General features: G+C 69.1%; 17 protein-coding genes. 2 read left to right on the forward strand and 15 right to left on the reverse strand.

The window, feature by feature from the left end; translation table 11 throughout:
* Positions 1-280 precede the first annotated feature (280 nt).
* The 15 genes from rpe to pyrR form a co-directional block, all read right to left on the reverse strand.
* Complete coding sequence (gene rpe / locus BJQ95_RS09715) at positions 281-946, reverse strand: ribulose-phosphate 3-epimerase (protein ID WP_130177424.1); 666 nt, start codon at positions 944-946, stop codon at positions 281-283.
* 126 nt (positions 947-1,072) lie between these two features.
* Positions 1,073-2,518, reverse strand: coding sequence for an RsmB/NOP family class I SAM-dependent RNA methyltransferase (locus tag BJQ95_RS09720; protein ID WP_130177423.1), 1,446 nt, complete (start codon positions 2,516-2,518; stop codon positions 1,073-1,075).
* Positions 2,515-3,432, reverse strand: coding sequence for a methionyl-tRNA formyltransferase (gene fmt, locus BJQ95_RS09725; protein WP_130177422.1), 918 nt, complete (start codon positions 3,430-3,432; stop codon positions 2,515-2,517). Before fmt ends, BJQ95_RS09720 begins: the two co-directional genes overlap by 4 nt.
* Entirely contained in the window at positions 3,433-5,571 is a 2,139-nt protein-coding gene (locus BJQ95_RS09730; protein ID WP_130177421.1) for a primosomal protein N', read from the reverse strand.
* A gap of 46 nt (positions 5,572-5,617) precedes the next feature.
* Positions 5,618-6,811 carry a methionine adenosyltransferase gene (gene metK / locus BJQ95_RS09735; RefSeq protein ID WP_130177420.1) on the reverse strand — a complete coding sequence of 398 codons (1,194 nt, stop codon included), beginning with the start codon at positions 6,809-6,811 and terminating at the stop codon, positions 5,618-5,620.
* Between the two features lie 65 nt (positions 6,812-6,876).
* On the reverse strand, positions 6,877-8,109 hold the full coding sequence (gene coaBC, locus BJQ95_RS09740) for a bifunctional phosphopantothenoylcysteine decarboxylase/phosphopantothenate--cysteine ligase CoaBC (RefSeq protein ID WP_130177419.1): 1,233 nt from the start codon (positions 8,107-8,109) through the stop codon (positions 6,877-6,879).
* Between the two features lie 29 nt (positions 8,110-8,138).
* A complete protein-coding gene (rpoZ, locus tag BJQ95_RS09745; RefSeq protein ID WP_174776231.1) occupies positions 8,139-8,414 on the reverse strand; it encodes a DNA-directed RNA polymerase subunit omega in 276 nt (91 codons plus the stop codon).
* Positions 8,415-8,534: 120 nt separating this feature from the next.
* The gene (gene gmk, locus BJQ95_RS09750) at positions 8,535-9,455 is read right to left on the reverse strand and encodes a guanylate kinase (RefSeq protein WP_130177418.1); all 921 of its coding nucleotides are present in this window, start codon (positions 9,453-9,455) and stop codon (positions 8,535-8,537) included.
* Entirely contained in the window at positions 9,448-10,347 is a 900-nt protein-coding gene (gene pyrF, locus BJQ95_RS09755) for an orotidine-5'-phosphate decarboxylase (protein WP_130177417.1), read from the reverse strand. The genes gmk and pyrF overlap by 8 nt, the downstream gene beginning before the upstream one ends.
* Positions 10,348-10,361: 14 nt before the next feature.
* The gene (carB, locus tag BJQ95_RS09760; protein WP_130177416.1) at positions 10,362-13,649 is read right to left on the reverse strand and encodes a carbamoyl-phosphate synthase large subunit; all 3,288 of its coding nucleotides are present in this window, start codon (positions 13,647-13,649) and stop codon (positions 10,362-10,364) included.
* Entirely contained in the window at positions 13,649-14,815 is a 1,167-nt protein-coding gene (gene carA, locus BJQ95_RS09765) for a glutamine-hydrolyzing carbamoyl-phosphate synthase small subunit (protein WP_130177415.1), read from the reverse strand. Before carA ends, carB begins: the two co-directional genes overlap by 1 nt.
* Positions 14,816-14,818: 3 nt before the next feature.
* Positions 14,819-15,379, reverse strand: a complete 561-nt coding sequence (locus BJQ95_RS09770) for a hypothetical protein (RefSeq protein ID WP_130177414.1) — start codon at positions 15,377-15,379, stop codon at positions 14,819-14,821.
* The gene (locus BJQ95_RS09775) at positions 15,372-16,718 is read right to left on the reverse strand and encodes a dihydroorotase (RefSeq protein WP_130177413.1); all 1,347 of its coding nucleotides are present in this window, start codon (positions 16,716-16,718) and stop codon (positions 15,372-15,374) included. Before BJQ95_RS09775 ends, BJQ95_RS09770 begins: the two co-directional genes overlap by 8 nt.
* Positions 16,719-17,669, reverse strand: coding sequence for an aspartate carbamoyltransferase catalytic subunit (locus BJQ95_RS09780; RefSeq protein ID WP_130177412.1), 951 nt, complete (start codon positions 17,667-17,669; stop codon positions 16,719-16,721).
* Positions 17,666-18,208: a bifunctional pyr operon transcriptional regulator/uracil phosphoribosyltransferase PyrR gene (gene pyrR / locus BJQ95_RS09785; protein ID WP_130177411.1), complete on the reverse strand. Its 543-nt coding sequence runs from the start codon at positions 18,206-18,208 to the stop codon at positions 17,666-17,668. The genes BJQ95_RS09780 and pyrR overlap by 4 nt, the downstream gene beginning before the upstream one ends.
* Positions 18,209-18,456: 248 nt before the next feature.
* On the opposite strand from pyrR, the gene BJQ95_RS09790 reads away from it, so the two are divergent.
* Together BJQ95_RS09790 and BJQ95_RS09800 are read left to right on the forward strand one after the other, a co-directional pair.
* Positions 18,457-20,361 carry an HNH endonuclease signature motif containing protein gene (locus tag BJQ95_RS09790; RefSeq protein WP_256041340.1) on the forward strand — a complete coding sequence of 635 codons (1,905 nt, stop codon included), beginning with the start codon at positions 18,457-18,459 and terminating at the stop codon, positions 20,359-20,361.
* Between the two features lie 713 nt (positions 20,362-21,074).
* A complete protein-coding gene (locus tag BJQ95_RS09800; protein WP_165385038.1) occupies positions 21,075-22,046 on the forward strand; it encodes a hypothetical protein in 972 nt (323 codons plus the stop codon).
* Positions 22,047-22,102 lie beyond the last annotated feature (56 nt).

Raw genomic sequence — 22,102 nt, forward strand, 5'->3', positions numbered from 1 at the left:
CTCCCCGGCTCGGTTCCGACCTCCCCGCGAGGACGCGAAGGCGACCGATACTCACCCCAAGCCATGACTCGCCTGTTTCTGCTGATGCGTGAGTCGGCGGACCAGCGAAAACGGGCGAGTCAGGGGGCGACGCCGGATCCGGTGCGGAGCCCGCGGATGGCTCGCCCAGCTTTGCGGGTGGGTCGGGTCGATTTACTGGCGAAACTGGGCGAGTCATGGCGGGGGCTACTCGGACGTCGCCTGACCGAGCACAGCGGGGCAGGGAGGGACGGGGCGTCGCTTAGTGGGTGTGCGTGTGTAGGGCGGCGGCCTCGCGCAGCCGGGCGATCTGTTCCGCGGGATTGCCGTTGAAGACGCTGGAGCCGGCGACGAAAGTGTTGGCACCAGCTTGGGCGGCCTGCACGATGGTGTCCTCGGTGATGCCGCCGTCCACCTGCAGCCAGACGTCCAGGCCGCTCGCGCGCACGGCATCGGCGAGCAGGGAGAGCTTGGGCATGGTGGTCGCCATGAAGCTCTGGCCGCCGAAGCCCGGCTCGACAGTCATCACCAGTACCTGGTCGAATTCGGCGAGCAGGTCGAGGTAGGGCTCAACGAGGGTGCCGGGCTTCAGAGCGATGCCGGCCCGAGCGCCGATGTCGCGCAGCCGACGGGCCAGCGCAACGGCGTCCGCTGCCGCCTCGGCGTGGAAGGTGACCGAGTACGCGCCGGCATCGGCGTAGGCCGGTGCCCACCGGTCGGGGTCGTCGATCATCAGGTGCAGGTCGAGTGGTATCGGCGACACCTGCAGCAGGCGTTCGACCACCGGCAGGCCGAGGGTGAGGTTCGGCACGAAGTGGTTGTCCATGACGTCGACATGCGCCAGGTCGGCGGTGCTGATGCTGCCAAGCTCCCGCTCCAGGTTGGCGAAGTCTGCGGACAGAATGCTCGGGTTGATCCGGGTAACCATGCCGTCAGCCTACCGAACGGTCGCCCAGGCTCCCAGGCGCGGCCCGGAAGCTGGGCCCGGGGGCGGGTCCCAGGGCGGCGGAACCCGGGGCGGCGCCCGGGCCGCGCCCGGGCCGCGCCTGCAGCTTCAGTCGGCCTGGCGCTGCAGCAGCGTGATGAACATGGCGTCGGTGCCGTGCCGGTGCGGCCACAGCTGCACACTGCCGGGGTCGCCGGCCAGGTCGAGCGGATGCACGGCCAGGTTCTGCAGCACCGCCGCGGTGTCCAGCGGCGCCACCTTGTCACCCCAGGCCTTGCGGGCCGTGGCCACGATCCCCCGGGTCTCCGCGATGTGCGGGGAGCAGGTGACGTAGGCGAGGATGCCGCCGGGCTTCAGGGCGCCGAGCGCGGCATGGATCAGCGCGGACTGCAGGTCGGAGAGCTCGGCAACGTCCTTGGGCTGCTTCCGCCAGCGTGCCTCAGGGCGACGGCGCAGCGCACCCAGTCCGGTGCACGGAGCGTCGAGCAGGATCCGGTCGAAGGCCTCCGGCTGGTCCTCGCCGACCCAGGTGCCGTCCATCTCCCAGACCGGCACGTCGGATGGGACGGCGGCCAGAGCTGCGCGCACCAATTGGGCCCTGGCCGGCACGACCTCGTTGGCGACCAGGGTCGCGCCGCCGTTCAGGGCTTCAGCGGCAAGCAGGGCTGCCTTGCCGCCGGGGCCGGCGCAGAGGTCGAGCCACCGCTCCCCCTCTACGATCGGTCGGGCGCGGCTGAGGGCGAGGGCGGCGAGCTGAGAACCCTCGTCCTGCACACGCAAGCGGCCGTCGCTCTGCTTCATCAGGGGGTGCGGGTCTCCCCCGCCGAGCACAAAGCCGATCGGGGAGAAGTCGTTGGCGTCGCCGAGGTCCGCGGTGGCCTCGGCCAGCCCGGGCAGCGCCACCATGTTCACGCGCGGAGCCGCGTTGTCGGCGGCGAGGAGCTCCTCGAGTTCGCTTTCCCGGCCTTCCTGACGCAGGGACTGCCGGAATGCCCGCACCACCCAGACCGGGTGGGAGTACAGGGCGGCGAGGGCGTCGTCGGGGGTGCTGGTGTCGGCGAGGATGCGTTCACGCCACTCGTCGGCGCTGACCCGGGCGATGGCGCGGAGCACGCCGTTGGTGAAGCCCGTCGCAGACCGGGAGCCCACCTGGCGGGCCAGCTCGACGGATTCGTTGACGGCGGCGTGGGTGGCGACGCGCGTCGCCAGGAGCTGGTGCGCGCCGAGCCTGAGCACGTCGAGGATCGCCGGGTCGATGGCCGTGACCGGCCGGCCGGCCGCCTCGGCGATGACCCTGTCGTAGAAGCCCTGCATGCGCAGGGTGCCGTAGGTGAGCTCGGTGGCCAGGGCGGCATCCGCGGTGTTCAGCGCGGCACGCTGGATGCGGGTGGGCAGCAACAGGTTGGCGTACGCGTCGGATTCGCGGACGGCCGCGATGACCTCGTAGGCGACCCGGCGGGCGGGCTGCACGACGTAGCTCGGCCGGCTGTCCGTGCGGGCGCCCTGACGGGGCGCCCTGGGCCTGCCGGCGCCGTTCTGATCTGGTCCACTCATGATGCGGTCACCTCGGTTGCTGCCACTCCGCGCCACCAGTCGATTGCCTTCATCGGGGTTTTTCCTGCCGGTTGTACGTTGATGAGTTCCAGGGGCTCCGTGCCGGTGCCGATCAGAACCCTCTTGTCGATCTCGGTGATGTGTCCGGCCGGTAGGGCGGGGTGGCCGTGAGCGGGCGCCACATCGTGGAGTTTGAGCCGGGCGCCGTCGATCTCGGTGAACGCTCCGGGTTCGGGAGTGACGCCCCGCACCACCGCGTGCACGGTCTCCGCGGGCAGGCTCCAGTCGATGCGCGCGTCGTCGAGGGTGAGCTTGGGAGCAAGGGTGACCTCGCCCGCTTGCGGCACAGACTGGGCGGTGCCTGCGGCCAGCTCGTTCACCACGTCGAGCAGCAGGGCCGCTCCGCTGCGGCTCAGGCTCTCCAGCAGGGTCCCAGCGGTGGCGTGCCGGCCGATGGGGGTGCTGAGTTGGGCGAACACGGCGCCCGCGTCGAGTTCGGCGACGAGTTGGAACACTGCGGCTCCGGTCTCGGTGTCGCCGGCCATGATCGCACGCTGCACGGGAGCGGCGCCGCGCCAACGTGGCAGCAGCGAGAAGTGCAGGTTGATCCAGCCCAGGCGCGGTGCGGAGAGCAGCGGTTCGCGCACCAGGCCGCCGTAGGCCACGATGACGCCGAGATCTACGTCAAGAGCGGTGATGCTCTCGGTCGCGGCCTGGTCGAGCCGGTTGGCCTTGATCACGGGCAGGCCGAGCTTCTCGGCGGCGGCGGCGACCGGCGACGGGGTGAGAACGCGCTTCCGGCCGAGGGCGGCATCGGTGCGGGTGATCACTGCGGCGATCTCGTGTCCCGAGGCGGCCAGGAGGGTCAGGCTGGGCACGGCGACCGGCGGGGTCCCGGCGAAGACGAGTTTCATTTACAGCAGCTCCGGGTCGTCGAATCGTACTCTGAGTGTAGGTGCAGGACGGAACGCGGCGCCCTTGGGCTTCCGTCTGGTGGCGGCGTTCCGCACGATGGCAGCCTTGAGGGTGCGGGCGACCTCGTCGCCGAGCGGGTAGCCGAACCGCACGATGGCGCGCACCAGCGCGGGGCCGCCGGCCTTTTGCCCCGGGCCCGCCGGGTCGTGACTGACAGGGCCGAGCACGTCGAGACCGGCCAGGTCGGTCAGCGAGTCGATGGCCGTTTCGACTTCGGCGGTGGTGCCGGTCACCGAGGCGACCCGCACCGCGGGCGGGAACCGCAGTGCACGGCGGTCGGCGAGCTCGGCGGCGGCGTACGGGCCGGGCTGCCAGGTGTTCAGCGCGTGGGCGAGGGCCCCGCCGACTCCGACGAGCATCACGGGGGCGCCGGGTGCGGCCAGCGCGGCGGCGTTCGCCCACCACCGCAGGCAGTCCTCGCCGACCCGCAGCGACTCCCGGGCGAGCATCCGTTCGCCGTCGAGCAGCAGGATGGCGCTGTAGCCGTTCTGGGGAATCGGTTCGGCGCCGCGGGTGGCGATCACGAGGGCCGGCTCGGGGCCGAGCGTCTGCACGGTGTGCTCGCCGTCGGCGACGATCACCCTGGAGCCGGGGAAGGCCCGGCCGAGTTCCTCCGCGGTGCGGCCGGTCCCGACGGTCACGACGCGGAACACGGTTGCCTCGCAGTGCGTGCAGCGCCACCCGGCGGCGAGGTGACCGCACCAGCGGCAGGCCGGGGTGGCGGTGGCGGAGGTCAGGGCGAGCGGCCCCTGACACTGGGTACACCGGGCGGACTGCCCGCAGGAGCGGCAGGCGAGCATCGGCGCGTAGCCGGGGCTGGCGACCTGCACCAGGACGGGCCCGGTGCGCACGGCCTCCTTCGCGGCGAGCCAGGCGGCCGACGGGATGCGGGCGGCCCTGGCCTGCGCATCCGGCTCGGCCTGGAAGGTGGTGGGAATGATCCTGGGGTGAGCGTCGCGGCTGGGGTGCACGGCGTGCAGCCAGCCGATCTCGACCAGGCGTTCGGTCTCGACGCTGCGGGAGTGCCCGATGAAGACCAGGGCGCAGTCTGCGGCTTCCCGACGGATCAGGGCGGCGTCCCTGGCGTGCACGTAGGGGCTGAGTTGTTCGCCGTAGAGCGGGTCGCCGTCGTCCCAGAGCACGATCAGGCCGAGCTCGTGGGCCGGGGCGTAGACGGCGGACCGGTTGCCCAGAATGATGCGCGGGGTGTCCTCCAGAAGGGTCAGGAAGCCGTGGTACCGGTCGGGGTTTGTTTGCCGGGCGTCGACCCGCACCACATCGTCCGCGGGTACCAGCACCGCCAGGGCCGCCTGCAACTGGTCCTGGTCGCGATAGTCGGGCACCATCAGGATGCTGCTCTTGCCCTGGCGCAGCGCGGACACGGCGAGTTCAGCCACGGTGAGCGCCCAGCTTCCGACGGTGGGACCGCCGGCTGACGCCGCGGTCGTCGCGCTGGCGTCGGCGGGCCCGCCGAGCCCGGGCAGGCGCACGACGCCGGGCACCGCGGCGACGCAGACCCGTAGCCGGTCGGCGACGATGGTCCCCAGGGTCTGCGCCGGGTATTCGGCGAAGCCGGGTTCGGCCAGCCGGTCGGCGGCACCCGGGGCCGTCGGATTCACCGCGGCGGCATCCAGGGCGGTGCGGGCCGCCAACCAGGCCTTCTCCACACGCACGGCGCGCGGCGGTACCGCGAGGCGGATGATGTCGCTCGCGTTGCCGGCGGCCCGGTCGGCCAGTCGTCTGGCCAGCTGCCAGACCGGTTCGGTGAGCACGGGCACCGCCGACACGATCGAGTCGATCGGGCTCAGCTTGCCGCTGTACCCGGTGTCCGGGCCGGTCCCCTCCAGGGTCGCCGCAGCGTCGGGGCCCGCCGCGGCATCGGACGCCTGCTGCGGGTCGATCAGTTCGATCAGGTATCCGTCGGCCACCCGGTTCGCCGAGCGCAAAGGCACCCGCACCCGCACACCCGGCTGGGCGAGGTGCGCGAGGTCGTCGGGAATGGCGTAGTCGAACAGGTGGTCCAGCTGGGGCAGGGGTGAGTCGATCAGCACCCGCGCGATGAGGCCGGTGCGAGTCATCGGCGGCCTCCCTGGTTCCGGATCGGTGCGGTCGAGTCGGTACGGTTCAGAGTCCCGCTGCGCTTCTCAGGTCGTCGACCCGGTCGAGTCGCTCCCAGGTGAAGTCGGGCAGTTCGCGGCCGAAGTGGCCGTAGGCGGCCGTCTGGGCGTAGATCGGGCGCAGCAGGTCGAGGTCCTTGATGATGGCGGCGGGGCGCAGGTCGAACACCTCGCGGATCGCGGCGGTGATGTCCTTCTCCGGGAGGGCGCCGGTGCCGAAGGTCTCCACGTACAGGCCGACCGGTGAGGCGGTTCCGATGGCGTAGGCCACCTGGATTTCGAGCCGTTCGGCCAGTCCGGCCGCGACGGCGTTCTTGGCGACCCAGCGCATCGCGTACGCGGCGGAGCGGTCCACCTTGGACGGGTCCTTGCCGCTGAACGCACCGCCGCCGTGCCGGCTGGATCCGCCGTAGGTGTCGATGATGATTTTGCGGCCGGTGAGTCCGGCATCGCCCTGGGGGCCGCCGATCTCGAACCGGCCGGTCGGGTTCACCAGGGTGCGCAGCGCTGAGGCGTCCAGGTCGACCCGCTCGAGCACGGGACGGATGACCAGTTCGGCGATGTCGGCGCGCAGCTTCGCTGTCGTGACGGAGGGGGCGTGCTGGGTGGAGAGCACCACGGTCTCGACCGTGCGCGGCACGATGCCGTCGTAGCCGATGGTGACCTGGGTCTTGCCGTCCGGGCGCAGGTAGTCCAGCTCGCCGGACTTGCGCACCTCGGCCAGGCGTTCGGCCATGCGGTGCGCGATCCAGATCGGGATCGGCATGAGCTCGGGGGTCTCGCGGGTGGCGTAGCCGAACATGATGCCCTGGTCGCCGGCACCCTGGCGGTCGTAGTCGTCCAGGCTGTCCTGTTCGCGACTTTCGAAGGCGTCGTCGACCCCCTGGGCGATATCGGGCGACTGGCCACCGATGGAAATCTCGACACCGCAGGAGCGGCCGTCGAACCACACGTCGGACGAGTCGTAGCCGATGTCGGTGATGCACTTTCGCACGATCGAGGGGATCTCGACGTAGCCCGCGGTGGTGACCTCACCGGCAACGTGAACGAGACCGGTGGTGACCAGGGTCTCCACGGCCACGCGGCTGTGCGGGTCCTCGGTGAGGAGCGCGTCGAGGATGCTGTCGGAGATCTGGTCGCAGATCTTGTCCGGGTGGCCTTCGGTGACCGACTCCGAGGTGAAGAGGCGAAGTTCGCTCATCGGGGCATGTCTCAATTCTGTGTTCAAGGTGCTGCGGTTGACGGGGTACTCACGATGCTGCAGATTCAGGCGGGGGAAATGACCTGGAGGATGCTGTCGAGGATACGGTGGGCCACCGACAACTTCGTTCCGGAGGCCTCCATCACTATATCTCCGGCGCGGTCGAGCACTTCGATCTCGTTACGTTCGGTGGCAAAGCCCTGGGTCCAGCCGACGCGGTTGAGCACCAGGAGGTCTGAGCCCTTGCGTTGCACCTTGGTGCGGCCGAGCTCCCGGCGCAGGGTGTCATCCGGTTCGGTTTCGGCGGCGAAGCCCACGATGACCTGACCCTGGTGGCGTTCCTCGACCAGGCCCGCGAGCACGTCGGGGTTGCGCACCAGCTCGAGCGACAACCGGTCCCCCGCGACGTCCTTCTTGATCTTGCCGGCCTGCACCTCCGCCGGCCGGTAGTCGGCGACGGCGGCGGCCATGATGACGATGTCGGCTGTTGCGGCGGCTTCGCGCATGGCCCCGTGCAGGTCGAGGGTGCTACTCACGTTCAGCACGGTGACGGCGTCGGGTACGGCGACTTCGAGGTGCGCGGCGACCAGGGTCACCGTGGCACCGCGGGACAGGGCGGCTTCGGCGAGGGCGACGCCCTGGCGCCCGCTGGAGCGGTTGCCGAGGAAACGCACCGGGTCGAGGGGTTCGCGGGTCCCGCCGGCGCTGATCAGCACCTGCAGGCCCGCCAGGTCCTGCCCGCGGGACCGCTCCGCGTCCCGGGCGGCCAGGACGGCGAGGGCGGCCTCGACGATCGTGTCGGGTTCTTCCATGCGGCCGGCACCGGAATCGGAGCCGGTCAGGCGGCCGATCCCTGGTCCGACGATGGTCACGCCACGTCCTCGGAGGGTGACGATGTTGGCCACGGTCGCGGGGTTCTGCCACATCTCGGTGTGCATGGCGGGCGCGAGCACGAGCGGCGCGGTGCTGGCGAGAATGGTGTTGCCGAGCAGGTCGTCGGCCAGGCCGAGGGCGATCTTGGCGATGCTGTTCGCGGTGGCGGGGGCGATCACGATGAGGTCGGCGGATTGACCGATGGCCACGTGCCGCACCTCAGCGACGCCCTCGTACAGGTCGGTGTTCACCGGGTTGCGGGAGATCGCCTCCAGTGTCGGCTTGCCGACGAACCGGAGGGCAGCTGCCGTGGCGACCACGTGCACGTCGTCCCCGAGCAGCACAAAAGCGCGCACGACGTTGACGGCCTTGTAGGCAGCGATGCCGCCGGTTATCCCGACGACGATCGTGCGACCAGTCGACATCCTGCGCGCTTACGAAGGGCTGCGTCGAGCTATTCGACGATGGGCTTCGAGGTGAGCTTGTCTTCGTTGATTTCGCGCAGCGCCACGGAGAGCGGCTTGTCGTCGACGGTGGAGTCGACGAGCGGTCCGACGTTGTCGAACAGGCTGCCTTCGTGCAGGTCTGCGTAGTAGTCGTTGATCTGGCGGGCGCGCTTGGACGCGAAGATCACCAGGGCGTACTTGGAATCGACCTTGGTCAGCAGGTCGTCGATGGGCGGGTCAATGATGCCAGTGGGCTTGTTGGGCACGCTGTCACACTCCTTCATGCAGTTCAAGCAAAATGTACGGGCTGCGCGGTGTCATGCCGGTGGTTCCCATGGCCGGAAACTTCAGGCTTTACCGCGATGATGCGTCTATTCGACGCGGAAATTCAAGTACGGCAGGCGCTACGACGGCGCCGCTGTCTTGCGAATCTGCATCAAGTCTACGACTTCTTCGGCGGCTTCGGCCACGTCGGTGTTCACGACACGGTAATCGAACTCGCCCTGAGCGGCCAATTCGAGCCTCGCAGTCTCGAGTCTGCGGCTCTGTTCGGCGGAATCCTCTGTGCCCCGCCCGATCAGTCGGCGTACGAGTTCGTCCCAGCTGGGCGGGAGCAGGAAGACCAGCCGGGCCTCCGGCATGGCCCGGCGCACGGCGCGCGCACCCTGGATGTCGATCTCCAAAAGGACGCTGTTGCCGACTGCGATGGCCGCCTCGACCGGTCCCCGGGGGGTTCCGTAGCGGTAGGCGTTGTGCACGGTGGCGTACTCGAGCAGGTCGCCGGCTTCGATCATGCGATCGAACTCGGCGTCGTCGACGAAGAAGTAGCTGACGCCCTCAACCTCGCCGGCGCGCGGCGCACGGGTGGTGGCGGAGACCGACAGGTGCACCTCGGGGTGGTGCTCGCGAATATACGCGGCGACGGTGCCCTTGCCCACGGCGGTGGGCCCGGCGAGGACGACGAGCCTGGAGTCGGGGGCGCCGCGGCGGGCAGGCGGGCGGGCGGCGAGGAAGTCCCGCAGCCGGTCGCGTTGGTGCTTGCCGAGGCCGCCCAGACGCTTGGACGGCGAGATCTCCAGCCGGCTCATGATGCGCTGCATCTTGGTCACCCCGATCGCCGGGATGCTCACGAGGAGCTCGGTCACGCGCAGGCGCCCCTCGACTCCGTTGGGGTCCTTCACTGCGGCGGCGAGCACGTCGAGCGACGTGCGCTCACCGGCGGCGACCTGTGCCTTCACTGCGGCGCGGGCTCGTCGGGCCGCTACGGCGGCCCGGGAGGCCGCGACACGGTCGACGTCGGGTGGGGTAGGGCGATTGTCAGCCACGGGTCGCTCCAGCTTCGGTTACTCGGCGGTTTATCTCATCGGCCACCCGGTCGGGACCGACGGACAAAACGCTGCGCGATTCACTTACGATAACGCCTTGTGCGTATCCGCCAAACAAACTCGCCAGATCGGTGGGATTCGCGCCCTGATGGCCGAAGCCCGGGGCGAGGACTGGAGTGACGATGGCGGCGGCCGGGGCGTGGATGTCGATGCCGAAGTCGGCCAGGGAAACCGTGGCACCCAGCACCACGCCGATAGAGCCGAACGAGCCGGCGGAGCGCGTGGCCGCGTGGTCGGCGTTGATGGCGCCCACCTGTGCGAGGACCGATCCGGCGACGGTCCGGCCGGCGTGTGTGCCCCGCGAGACGACCGCCTGCTGCAGCTCAGCGGCTTCAGGATTGGAGGTCGCGGCGAGCAGGAACAGTCCCTTGTTCTGGGAATCGGCCAGTGCCACGGTGCTCGCAAGGGAGCCGACTCCCATGTACGCGTTCACGGTGATGGCGTCGACCTCCAACGAAGAGCCGGGGCTCAGCCAGGCCTGGCCGTACGCCTCGACGCTCGTGCCCAGGTCTCCGCGCTTGACGTCGGCGATGACCAGAAGCCCGGCGGCGCGTGCGTCGCTGAGCACCCGCTCAAGGGCCAGGTAGCCGGCGGAGCCGAATCGCTCGTAGAACGCCACTTGCGGCTTCACGATGCCCACCACGCCCGCGGATGCCTCGACGACCCGTCGGCCGAAGTTCTCGGCGCCGGCGGCGCTGTCCGGCAGGTTCCAGTCGGTCAGCAGCCAGGCGTGCGGGTCGATGCCGACGCAGAGCCTGCCGTATCGTTCGAAGGCGCCGTGCAGGCGTTCGCCGAAGGTTGCGGTCGTGCCGACCGATTCGGCTGCAGTCACGGCGCCGGCTGGGGTCACAGTGCTGCCGACCGTTTCGCCTGGTACTCCTGCAGGCTGGTGACCTCGAAGCCGGTGCGGATCGAGTCGATCGATGCCACGGCGGCGGAGAGCTCGGCGATGGTGGTGAACAGGGGCAGGTCGCCGGCGACGGCCGCGGCGCGGATCTCGTAGCCATCCGCGCGGGCGGAGCGACCGTTGGGTGTGTTGATCACGATCTGCACCTCCTCGCGGCGGATCAGGTCGACGACGGTGTCCACGGACTCATCGGCCTTTTCGCTGAACTTTGCCACCACTGTGGCCCCGATTCCGTTTCGCTGCAAAACTTCGGCGGTTCCCTCGGTGGCCATGATCGTGTAACCCAGCTGCGAGAGGCGCAGCATCGGCAGGATCACGGCGCGCTTGTCCCGGTCGGAGACCGACACGAAGACGGTGCCGGTCAGCGGGATTCCGCCGTATGCGGCGAGCTGGCTCTTCGCGAACGCCCGCGGGAAGTCCCGGTCGATGCCCATGACTTCGCCGGTGGAGCGCATTTCCGGGCCGAGCACCGAGTCGACGATGAGGCCTTCCTGGGTGCGGAACCTGTTGAACGGCAGTACGGCTTCCTTCACGGCGACCGGCGAGTCCATCGGAACCCTGGAGCCGTCGATCAGCGGCAGTTTGCCGTCGGCCTTGAGTTCGGCGATGGTGGTGCCCACCATGATCAGCGACGCGGCCTTGGCGAGGGTGATGCCGAGGGCCTTGGCCACGAACGGCACGGTGCGGGACGCGCGCGGGTTGGCCTCGAGCACGTAGAGCACGCCGGCACCGATGGCGAACTGCACGTTGAGCAGGCCGCGCACACCGATGCCCTTGGCGATGGCGAGCGTGGCGTCGCGCACGCGGTCGATCTCGGCCCGGCCCAGGGTGACCGGCGGCAGGGTGCAGCTCGAGTCACCGGAATGCACACCGGCCTCCTCGATGTGCTCCATGACGCCGCCGATGTAGAGCTCGTGGCCGTCGTAGATGGCGTCCACATCGATTTCGATGGCGTCGTCGAGGAACCGGTCCACCAGCAGCGGGTGCGACGGGCCGATGATGCCCTGGCCCTGCATCCGGGTGAAGTAGTCGGCCAGGCTGGCGCTGTCGTAGATGATCTCCATGCCACGGCCGCCCAGCACGTAGCTGGGTCGCACGAGCACGGGGTAGCCGATCTCCTCGGCCACGACGACGGCGCCGCTGTAGTCGATGGCCACGCCGTTCCGCGGAGCGAGCAGGCCGGCGCCGGCGAGGATGCCGCTGAACAGGCCGCGTTCCTCGGCCAGGTCGATCGCCGTGGGCGAGGTACCCAGGATCGGGATGCCCTCGGCCTCCAGGCCCTTGGCCAGGCCCAGCGCGGTCTGGCCGCCGAGCTGCACGACCACGCCGACGAGCTCACCGCTCTGGCTCTCGGCGTGGATGATCTCCAGCACGTCTTCCAGCGTGAGCGGCTCGAAGTAGAGCCGGTCGCTGGTGTCGTAGTCGGTCGAGACCGTCTCCGGGTTGCAGTTGATCATGATGGTCTCGTAGCCGGCCTCTGACAGGGCGAACGAGGCGTGTACGCAGGAGTAGTCGAACTCGACGCCCTGGCCGATCCGGTTCGGGCCGGAGCCGAGGATCACCACCTTGCGGCGGTCGCTCGGGATCACCTCGGTCTCCTGGTCGTAGCTCGAGTAGTGGTACGGGGTGAGGGCGGGAAACTCGCCGGCGCAGGTGTCGACGGTCTTGAAGACCGGCCGCACCCCGAGGATGTGCCGGACCTTGCGCACATCCGCTTCGCCGAAACCGCGGAGTTCGCCGATCTGGGCGTCCGAGAAGCCGTGGTCCTTCGCGGTGCGCAGGATCTCGGTGTCCAGGGTGTCCGAGGCGGCGACGGCGTCGGCGATCTCGTTGATGAGCACGATCTGGTCGAGGAACCACGGGTCGATCTTCGTGGCTTCGAAGAGCTGCTCGATGCTGGCGCCCTTGCGGAGCGCCTGCTGCACGGTGACGATACGGCCGTCAGTGGGAATCTCGGCGACTCTCAGCAGTTCCTCGACGGAGCGGGTCTCGGCGCCCCAGTGGAAGGAGGAGCCGCGCTTTTCGAGCGAGCGGAGCGCCTTCTGCAGGGCGGACGCGTAGTTGCGGCCTATGGCCATGGCCTCGCCGACGGACTTCATGGTGGTGGTCAGGCGCGCATCGGCCTTGGGGAACTTCTCGAACGCGAACCGGGGCACCTTGACCACGACGTAGTCCAGGGTGGGCTCGAAGCTGGCCGGGGTGACGCCGGTGATGTCGTTGGGGATCTCGTCCAAGCGGTAGCCGAGGGCCAGTTTCGCGGCGATCTTGGCGATCGGGAACCCGGTGGCCTTGCTGGCCAGGGCGGACGAGCGGGAGACCCGCGGGTTCATCTCGATGACGATGATACGACCGTCGGCCGGGTCGATGGCGAACTGGATGTTGCAGCCACCGGTGTCGACGCCGACGGCGCGGATGATGTCGATGCCGATATCGCGCAGCTTCTGGTACTCGCGGTCGGTGAGAGTGAGGGCGGGGGCGACGGTGATCGAGTCCCCGGTGTGCACGCCGACCGGGTCGACGTTCTCGATCGAGCAGACGACCACCGTGTTGTCGGCGGTGTCGCGCATCATCTCGAGCTCGTATTCCTTCCAGCCGAGAATGGACTCCTCCAGGAGCACCTCGGTGGTCGGGCTCTGGTGCAGGCCGTCGCCGACGATGCGTCGGAGTTCGGCTTCGGTGTAGGCGAAGCCTGAGCCCAGGCCGCCCATGGTGAACGACGGGCGCACCACGAGGGGGTAGCCGAGGTCCTCGGCGAAGCCGACGGCCTCCTCCACGGTGTGGGCGATGTACGACTTGGCCACGTCCGCGCCGGAGTCGAGCACGAGCTGCTTGAAGATCTGGCGGTCTTCGCCCTTCTGGATGGCCTCGAACTTGGCGCCGATCAGCTCCACGTTGTACGTGGTGAGGATGCCGCGTTCGTGCAGGGCGATGGCAGCGTTGAGGGCCGTCTGGCCGCCCAGGGTCGGCAGGATCGCGTCCGGGCGCTCCTTGGCGATGATGGTCTCGAGGATCTCCGGGGTGATCGGCTCGATGTACGTCGCATCCGCGAAGTCGGGGTCGGTCATGATGGTCGCCGGGTTGGAGTTGACCAGGATGACCCGGACGCCCTCTTCGCGGAGGACCCGGCAGGCCTGGGTGCCCGAGTAGTCGAACTCGCACGCCTGGCCGATCACGATCGGGCCGCTTCCGATGACGAGGACGCTGTTGATATCGTCGCGCTTGGGCATTACTTGGCGTCTCCTGCTCCGGCGGCCGCGTGCGCGACAACCACATCCCTGAACCTGTCGAAAAGATAGTTGGCGTCGTGCGGGCCGGCCGCGGACTCCGGGTGGTACTGCACCGAGAAAGCCGGGATGTCCAGGCATCTGATGCCCTCGACGACCTGGTCGTTGAGGCTGTAGTGACTGACCTCGACGCGACCGAAGCCGGTCTTGGACTCGCTGATGCCCTCAATGGGCATGTCGACGGCGAAGCCGTGGTTCTGCGAGGTGATCTCCACCCGGCCGGTGGCCTTGTCCAGCACCGGCTGGTTGATGCCGCGGTGGCCGAAGGGCAGCTTGTAGGTGCCGAAGCCGAGGGCGCGGCCGAGCAGCTGGTTGCCGAAGCAGATGCCGAAGTACGGCACGCCGGCGCGCAGCACCTCCTGCAAGAGGGTGACGTGCGCGTCGGAGGCGGCGGGGTCGCCAGGACCGTTGGAGAAGAAGAGCGCCGACGGGTTCAGCGACAGCACGTGCTCCGCGGTGACCGACTGCGGCAGGACGAAGACCTCGAACCCGCGCTCGGCGAGGTAGTTGAGGGTGGACGTCTTCACACCGAGGTCGAGCACGGCGACTGAACCGATGCGTTCGCCCTGGGCGGGCAGCGAGTACGGCTCGACGGTGGAGACCTCGTCGGACAGGTTGCGGCCGCGCATGCTGGCACCGCCCCGCACCAGGGCGAGCTGTTCGCCCTCGGAGAGGTGGTAGTCCTCGCCGGAGAAGATGCCGCTGCGCATGGCGCCGAGCGAGCGGATGTGCCGGGTGACGGCCCGGGTGTCGATGCCGCTGATGCCGACGACGCCGTTGGATTCCAGATCGGCGTCGAGGGTGCGCTGGGACCTGAAGTTGGACGGCACCCGGGCGGGCTCGCGTACGACGAAGCCGGAGACCCAGATGCGGGAGGATTCCATGTCTTCGTCGTTGGCGCCGGTGTTGCCGATGTGCGGCGCCGTCATCAGGACGATCTGGCCCGCGTAGGACGGGTCGGTGAGCGTCTCCTGGTAGCCGGTCATGCCGGTGGCGAAGACGATCTCGCCGAGGGTCTGGCCGTGGCTGCCGTAGGCTCGTCCAACGTATCGGCTGCCGTCTTCGAGGACGAGTACGGCCGGAGCCGGTGTGGTTGTTGGGTAGCTCACGGGCTACACCTCACTTTCTTCGGTGCCGAATTCTGTCTTGCCAGGTGCTCTGGTGGAACTGATCGCCTCGCTGATCGCCCGGCGATCGACGGGGTCGCTGAAGCGGAAGTAGCTGTCTACGCCCTCCGAGACGTTGTGCGCCGGGGCGTCGGCTGAGGTGGTGTTCAATCCCCAGCCGAGCCGCAACAGGCCGCCGGGCTCGACGACCCGGTCGATGGCCACGGTGGCGTCTGCCACGATCTGCACGGCATCCGTGGGGATGAACAGGGTGGGCGAGCCGGCCAGTTCGAGCAGCACGCCCCGTTCGAAGACGGAGACACCGCCGCGGGCGCGGAAGCCGAGCCCGGGGATGTTCAGCCGCTCAAGCGGCGTGTCGCGCGGGGTGGTGGCCACGTACAGGGCTGCGGCCGAGGCCAGCTCGCGTCCGAGATCGGCGGGCAGCGGGTAGCCGGCGGGCAGCGCGGCATCCCGGTTGCTGCGCCGGCGCCAGGAGCGCAGCATCAGGGCGAGAACGGTCAGCAGGACCAGAGCCGTGATGATCGTCGCGACCGTGCGGCTACTCATGGCTGCCCAGTGCCAGGGCCGCCCGAGCTGCTCCGATCTCGGCCGGGGTGCGCAGCACGCCGTCGAGCACGGTGGCGTAGCCCCGATGGAAGGTGGCCAGCACCTGACCGGGCAGTGTCATCTGAAGGTAGGGCGAGTTGACGCCCTTGCCGATGAGGTTCTGCCGGCCGAACACGCGGCGGGCGCTGGGGTCGTAGAGGGTGAGTTCGGCGGGTGCACCGACGGTGAGCTGGTGGCCCTGGCCCTGGATGCGGCCGATGCGGGCCGGGGTCGTCGAGAGAACGCGGACAAGATCGTTCCAGTCCAGGAATCCGGTCTCCACCACGGCGGCGTGGGCCACCGACAGGGCGGATTCGAGACCGACCATGCCGTTGGCGGCGGCGTCCCACTCGCAGTCCTTGGCCTCCACCGGATGCGGGGCGTGGTCGGTGGCGATGATGTCGATGGTGCCGTCGGCCAGCCCCTGGCGGAGGGCCTCCACGTCTTCCCGGCGGCGAAGCGGCGGGTTCACCTTGTAGCGGGCGTCGTAGCCGGCGACCAGTTCCTCGGTGAGCAGCAGGTGGTGCGGGGTGACTTCGGCGGTGACGTTGATGCCGCGGGCCTTGGCCCACCGCACCACGTCGACGGCGCCGGCCGTGGAGACGTGGCAGACGTGCAGCCGGGAACCCACGTGTTCGGCCAGCAGCACATCCCTGGCGATGATCGATTCCTCGGCGACCGCCGGCCAGCCGGTGAGGCCGAGTTCGCTGGAGAGCGCGCCCTCGTTCATCTGGGCGCCCACCGTGAGGCGCGGTTCCTGGGAGTGCTGGGCGACGACGCCGTCGAAGGCCTTGACGTATTCCAGCGCCCGGCGCATCAGCAGCGGGTCGGAGACGCAGAAGCCGTCGTCGGAGAAGACCCGCACGTTGGCTCGGCTGGCGGCCATGGCGCCGAGTTCGGCGAGTCGCTCGCCGGCCAAGCCCACGGTGACGGCGCCGATCGGTTGCACGGTGACGTACCCGGCGCTCTCCCCCAGCGCGAGAACCTGCTCGACGACGCCGGCGGTGTCCTGCACCGGCGAGGTGTTTGCCATGGCGAACACCGTGGTGAAGCCGCCGATCGCGGCGGCCTGGCTGCCGGTGAGCACGGTTTCGCTCTGTTCGTAGCCGGGTTCGCGCAGGTGCGTGTGCAGGTCGACCAGGCCGGGCAGGGCGATCAGGCCGTCGGCGTCGATCACGGTGGCGCCCACGTCGGAGAGCCCGGCGCCCATCTCAGAGATGCGGCCTCCGTCCAACAGCAGGTCGGTGGTGGTTCCGTTGCTCAGCTGTGCTCCGCGCACAAGGTAGCGTTCGCTCGACATTCAGTGATCCTCTCGGTCGCCCGACAACAGCAGGTACAACGCCGCCATGCGCACGCTGACCCCGTTTGCGACCTGTTCGCGCACGGTGGACCGTTCAGAGTCGGCCGCGGCGGAGGAGATCTCCAGGCCGCGATTCATCGGTCCGGGGTGCATGACAATGCTATGCGACGAGAGCCGGGCGAATCGCTCGTCGTCCAGGCCCCAGCGGCGGGAGTATTCGCGGCTGTTCGGGAAGAACGCCGCGTTCATCCGTTCGGCCTGGATGCGCAGCATCATGACCACGTCGGGGCCGGCGTCGATGGCGGCGTCCAGGTCGTAGCCGATGGTGGCCGGCCAGGCCGAGGTGTCCGCCGGCACCAGGGTGGGCGGGGCGATGAAGGTCACCTGGGCGCCCAACGTGTCAAGCAGCCACAGGTTGGAGCGGGCGACCCTGGAGTGCAGGATGTCGCCGACGATGGTGACAGTGACGCCGTCGAGGCCATGGCCTCTGGACGCCGGGCCGTGCAGGCGGCGGCGGATGGTGAACGCGTCCAGCAGGGCCTGCGTGGGGTGTTCGTGGGTGCCGTCGCCGGCGTTGATGATGCCGGCGTCGATCCAGCCGCTGCCGGCCAGCACCTGCGGGGCGCCGGAGGCCGGGTGACGGATGACGACGCCGTCCGCGCCCATCGCGGCGAGGGTCTGGGCGGTGTCTTTCAGGCTCTCGCCCTTGGACACGCTGGAACCCTTGGCGCTGAAGTTGATTACGTCGGCGCTGAGCCGTTTGGCCGCGGCCTCGAAGGAGATGCGGGTGCGGGTGGAATCCTCGAAGAACAGGTTCACCACGGTCTTGCCGCGCAGAGTCGGGAGCTTCTTGACCTCGCGGTTGGCCACATCCGCCATGTCTTCGGCGATGTCGAGCAGGGTGATGGCCTCGTCGCGGCTGAGCGACTTGGTGGAGAGCAGGTGCCTCATTCTGCGCCTCCCTCAATGTTGACGAACTCGTCGCCGTCCACGTCTGTGACGTGCACGTTGATGCGTTCGTGGGATGCACTGGGGAGGTTCTTGCCCACGAAGTCGGCCCGGATGGGCAGTTCGCGGTGGCCCCGGTCCACCAGCACGGCCAGGCGCACGACACTGGGCCGGCCGTGGTCGCCGAGGGCGTCCAGGGCCGCGCGGATGGTGCGGCCGGAGTAGAGCACATCGTCCACGAGCACCACCGTGGCGCCGTCGATGCTGCCGGGCACCTGGGTGGGTGACGGGGTGCGGGTGCGGGTGTGCGCGAGGTCGTCGCGGTACATCGTCACGTCGAGGGACCCGACACGCACGGCGCCGGAAGCCGGTTCGATGCGCTGGATGATGCCGGCGATGCGCTGGGCGAGGGCCACTCCCCTGGTGGGGATGCCCAGAATGACCAGGTTCTCCGCTCCTCGATTGGACTCCAGGATCTCGTGGGAGATCCGAGTCAACGCTCGGGTGACGTCAGCCTGGGTGAGCACGGTGCGCTCTGTCAAACCGACCTCCTTTCCCGTCTCACAGGACGGCTCTTAAAGTAGGTCTTACGTACCCCTCGACCCTAGCATCCCCGCCCGCGCCCGCGCCCGCTCTCGCCCGCGCCTCCCCCTCGCTCCCACCTCGCGAACCGTGAGTTAAGCACCGCACTTTCGCGATTTTGGGTGCTTTTCTCACGGTTCGCGGAGGGGTCGAGTGGGGTGTGGGGGCGTGCGGGGGCAGTGTCGGTGGTAGGTGAGACGATCTCATTATGAGTAACCCCGACCAGGCACTACCGCCCGCTCCGGATGATGACCACTACTCTCCGGAGTCCGCTCCACCTGGCAACATCCCCGCTCCTGTCGACCCGACGCAAGCTGGGTCGGCGGAGTCCACCGCGGCCGAACCGGCACTCGAGCCGGCCGGACTCGAGTCCACCGCGGCCGGGCCCGCACCGGCAGGGCCCGAACCGGCCGGGCCCGAACCGGCAGGGCCCGAACCGGCAGGGCCCGAACCGGCAGGGCCCGAACCGGCAGGGCCGACACCGGCAGGGCCCGAACCGGCAGGGCGTGAGGCGTATGTCCCCAATCCGACCTTGGACGAGCTGGTCTGTTCGGAGCTGGCCCGCCGCACCGAGCTGATCGCGGCCGAGGCCCGGGCCATCGCCCACGCGCAGGCCCGGCAGGCCGAGTTCCTCGTCGAGCTGCAGAGCTGGAGCGAGGACCCGCAGGTGTCCTCCCGGCTGCACGGCAACCCGGAGAGCATCCGGTTGGCCGACGTGAACGCGGCCAGCATGACCGAGGATCAGGCCCGCGCGGCCTTCTATGGCCGGTGGGAGGACCGGGACGTGGCCCGGCGCACGATCGTGAGTGAGACCGCCTGCCTGCTGCGGATGGCCGAACGCACGGTGGAACACCTGATGGAGCAGTCACTCTGGCTGCTGTCGGCCCCGGCAACCTTCCACGCCCTCTCCAACGGCGAGATCAGCTACCGGCACGCCACCGTGCTCATCGACCAGATGCGCACCCTGCCCGCCGAAGATCAGGAGGCCTTCGAGGACAAGGTACTGCCAGACGCGAAGCGACTCCCGGTGAGCCGGTTCACGGACAGGGCCCGCCGGCTGCGGGAGCGGTTGCACCCGGAGTCCATCGTGACCCGCACCACCAACGCCCTGGCCGAGAGGCACACCCGGTGGGAAGCGGCGCCGGACGGGATGGGCTGGTTGCACTGGTACGGCACCGCCCACGACACCAAAGCCGCCTACACCCGGATCAACACGATGGCCGTGAAACTGAAAAAACTCGGCGACCCCACCCGGGCCGGCGACGCGGCCGGGAAAGCCGTCGGGTTGGGAAGTGGGCAGGCAGGCGCGGACGCCAGCGCGGGGACAGGCACGGCGGCGGACGCGAGCGCAGGGAACGGTACGGCGGCGAACGCGGGGACCGGCGCGACGGCAGATGCGGCAGCTGATGCGGAGGAGACGAAACGCACCCTGGACCAGCTCCGCGCCGACATCACCCGGGCCCTCCTGCTGGACGGCATCACCCCCGACGGGATGGGCGCCGGGATCCGCGGCACGGTCATGATCACCGTGCCCGTGCTCACCCTGCTCGGCCTGGACGAGGAACCCGCCACCCTCGAAGGCTACGGCCCGATCTCCCCCGAAATCGCCCGACAGATCGCCGGACACGCCCCCAGCTTCACCCGACTACTCACCCACCCCGAAACCGGAGTCGTACTCTCCCTGGGCAAAACCCAACACAAGAACACCACAGCCATGAAGAAATGGCTGAGGGTGCGCGACGAAACCTGCCGATTCCCCGGCTGCTCCCGGCCCGCGGTCACCAGCGACATCGACCACACCCACGACTGGGCCGACGGCGGCACCACCGACTGCGACAACCTCGCCCATCTCTGCGAACCCCACCACCGCCTCAAACACCTCACCCACTGGCGAGTCACTCAACAACCCGGCGGCATCCTGCTCTGGACCTCCCCGGGCAAACGCAGCTACCGCACCGACCCCGCCAACCCCATGGGACCACCCCGGCCACACGCCCCGGTGGTGGGGCCGAAAACCCGGAAACGACCCCCGGAGGAAAGCTACCTGATGCCTCCCCGGCACCGGCCAACCCGGACACCCACACCACCGGTGCCCGAGGACCCGCCCTTCTGATCCAGGGGATATTGATCCACACACCATCGGACCGCTCACCGGCTCTACCCCACACGGTCGGCAGGAGTCGAAATCCTCGACCAGCGAGTGGCGCACGACGTAGACGCGGAGGCGCGCACGACATGGACGGCCGAAAGGCGCACATGTAGGGACTTCTGCGATGGGTCATGGATTCTCGGAGGGCTCGCGCCTATCGCGGCACCTCCTGCACCTCGCATAACCGGCTCAGGTTGATTACCCTGCATTGCGATACAACTCAGCGATCTGGAATGCCGTGCATCATGGTGCCAGGAGGTGGTCTGATGAGCTCCGCCGACATGGACCGTCCCGACGAAACGGAACGACCCGGTGACACTGAGGGACCCGGCGACACCGAGGGACCCGGCGACACCGAGGGACCCGGCGACACTGAAGGTCTCGGAGATATCGAGCGCCCAGACAGCAGGGGCGGCCACACCCACGAGGACCGACCGGGGACGCCACGCGCTCAGAACGCCCACCCGACAGAGAATCTTCCGCGGATCCCAGCCGTGGAATCGACACTGGACACGCCTCAGGACGGTGCGCAGAACGGGCCACAGGACACTCCTGCGAACCCGACCTTAGACCACCCGCTTGACCCGACAAACCCGACAGGCCCATTGGACCCGACAGACCCGACAAGTCCGACAGACCCGACAAGCCCGACAGACCCGACAAGCCCGCCGGGCGACGTGGCGTCCCTCCCCAGCCCCGGGCACGAGCACCCCGGCACCCATCGCCAGAACCGCCGCGAAGCCACCGAGGAGGCCTCGACGGCCAGGTCCGACTCGCGCCAGCCCTCGGATGTCGTTTCGGAGATCGGCGCACCGGCCGGCCCGATCAGCTTCGTGCGCAGGCGAGAGATCGAAGCGGTGCATCAGGAGATCGAGCTCAGCACTGGCGATCGATCCCGCGCCCTGGTCGGAGTCCGGGAGTACCGCGACGCCCTGTTCGCGAACTACTTCCGGACGCGTTCACCGTTCGTCGTCACCTGGCCGGACAATCTCTACATCCCCGCCGAGGCCGACTACCGCGCCTACTGGAGCGCACCGGCTCCAGACGACCATCGCTATCGGTACCGGTGGGCGAACGGCCGTGACGGGCAGCCGGATGGGAGCGACGCGTCAGAGAAGACCGGACGGCTGTTCAGCTGGGTGAATGCATCCGCTCTGGACGCCGGTTACATCAGCTTCGCCGGAACCGGAGTGACGCTCGCGCCCAGGGCCAGTCTCTCATCAGTCACGGTGACGGCCGAAGTGGACCTGGTGGCCGAGAGCCGATGGTGGTTCCTTCCCGCCGGACCGATCGGCTTCGCGGCGTTCTCCTACCGCGGCACGGCGTACGTTGCCGGGTGGGAAATCGACCCGATCACCGGGGCCTGGGAACTGCTGAGCCCGTTCGGGTCTCGCACCCTGTTCGCCTTCGACGAGTGCGGTAAGGGCGGTTCGGCTATCAGTTCACAGCGCCATTCGTTCGCCGACCTCTCGGTTACGCTGCAGTTGCGCGGCTCGCGGACCTACGCGATCGGCGTGGCCTTGGAAGCGCAAATTTCCTTCGAGTGCCGGGACCGCTCTGGGACCCAGTATCTGCCCCAACCCGGGGACGATGTGAAACTCTGGGCGTCGATCGCCGGGACCGTTCCCAGCATCACTCTGACGACCTAAAACGAACGAACTGAAACGGACGAACTAAAACGGGTGACCTGAAACGGGCGGCCAGA

This window comes from Cryobacterium sp. SO1, assembly GCF_004210215.2.
Taxonomy (GTDB): domain Bacteria; phylum Actinomycetota; class Actinomycetes; order Actinomycetales; family Microbacteriaceae; genus Cryobacterium.

Excerpts from the sequence above, each read along its gene's own strand:
- rpe (WP_130177424.1), bottom strand. The coding sequence starts at position 946 with ATGGTTACCCGGATCAACCCGAGCATTCTGTCCGCAGACTTCGCCAAC.
- BJQ95_RS09720 (WP_130177423.1), bottom strand. The coding sequence starts at position 2,518 with ATGAGTGGACCAGATCAGAACGGCGCCGGCAGGCCCAGGGCGCCCCGT.
- fmt (WP_130177422.1), bottom strand. The coding sequence starts at position 3,432 with ATGAAACTCGTCTTCGCCGGGACCCCGCCGGTCGCCGTGCCCAGCCTG.
- BJQ95_RS09730 (WP_130177421.1), bottom strand. The coding sequence starts at position 5,571 with ATGACTCGCACCGGCCTCATCGCGCGGGTGCTGATCGACTCACCCCTG.
- metK (WP_130177420.1), bottom strand. The coding sequence starts at position 6,811 with ATGAGCGAACTTCGCCTCTTCACCTCGGAGTCGGTCACCGAAGGCCAC.
- coaBC (WP_130177419.1), bottom strand. The coding sequence starts at position 8,109 with ATGTCGACTGGTCGCACGATCGTCGTCGGGATAACCGGCGGCATCGCT.
- rpoZ (WP_174776231.1), bottom strand. The coding sequence starts at position 8,414 with ATGAAGGAGTGTGACAGCGTGCCCAACAAGCCCACTGGCATCATTGAC.
- carB (WP_130177416.1), bottom strand. The coding sequence starts at position 13,649 with ATGCCCAAGCGCGACGATATCAACAGCGTCCTCGTCATCGGAAGCGGC.
- BJQ95_RS09770 (WP_130177414.1), bottom strand. The coding sequence starts at position 15,379 with ATGAGTAGCCGCACGGTCGCGACGATCATCACGGCTCTGGTCCTGCTG.
- BJQ95_RS09775 (WP_130177413.1), bottom strand. The coding sequence starts at position 16,718 with ATGTCGAGCGAACGCTACCTTGTGCGCGGAGCACAGCTGAGCAACGGA.
- BJQ95_RS09780 (WP_130177412.1), bottom strand. The coding sequence starts at position 17,669 with ATGAGGCACCTGCTCTCCACCAAGTCGCTCAGCCGCGACGAGGCCATC.
- BJQ95_RS09790 (WP_256041340.1), top strand. The coding sequence starts at position 18,457 with ATGAGTAACCCCGACCAGGCACTACCGCCCGCTCCGGATGATGACCAC.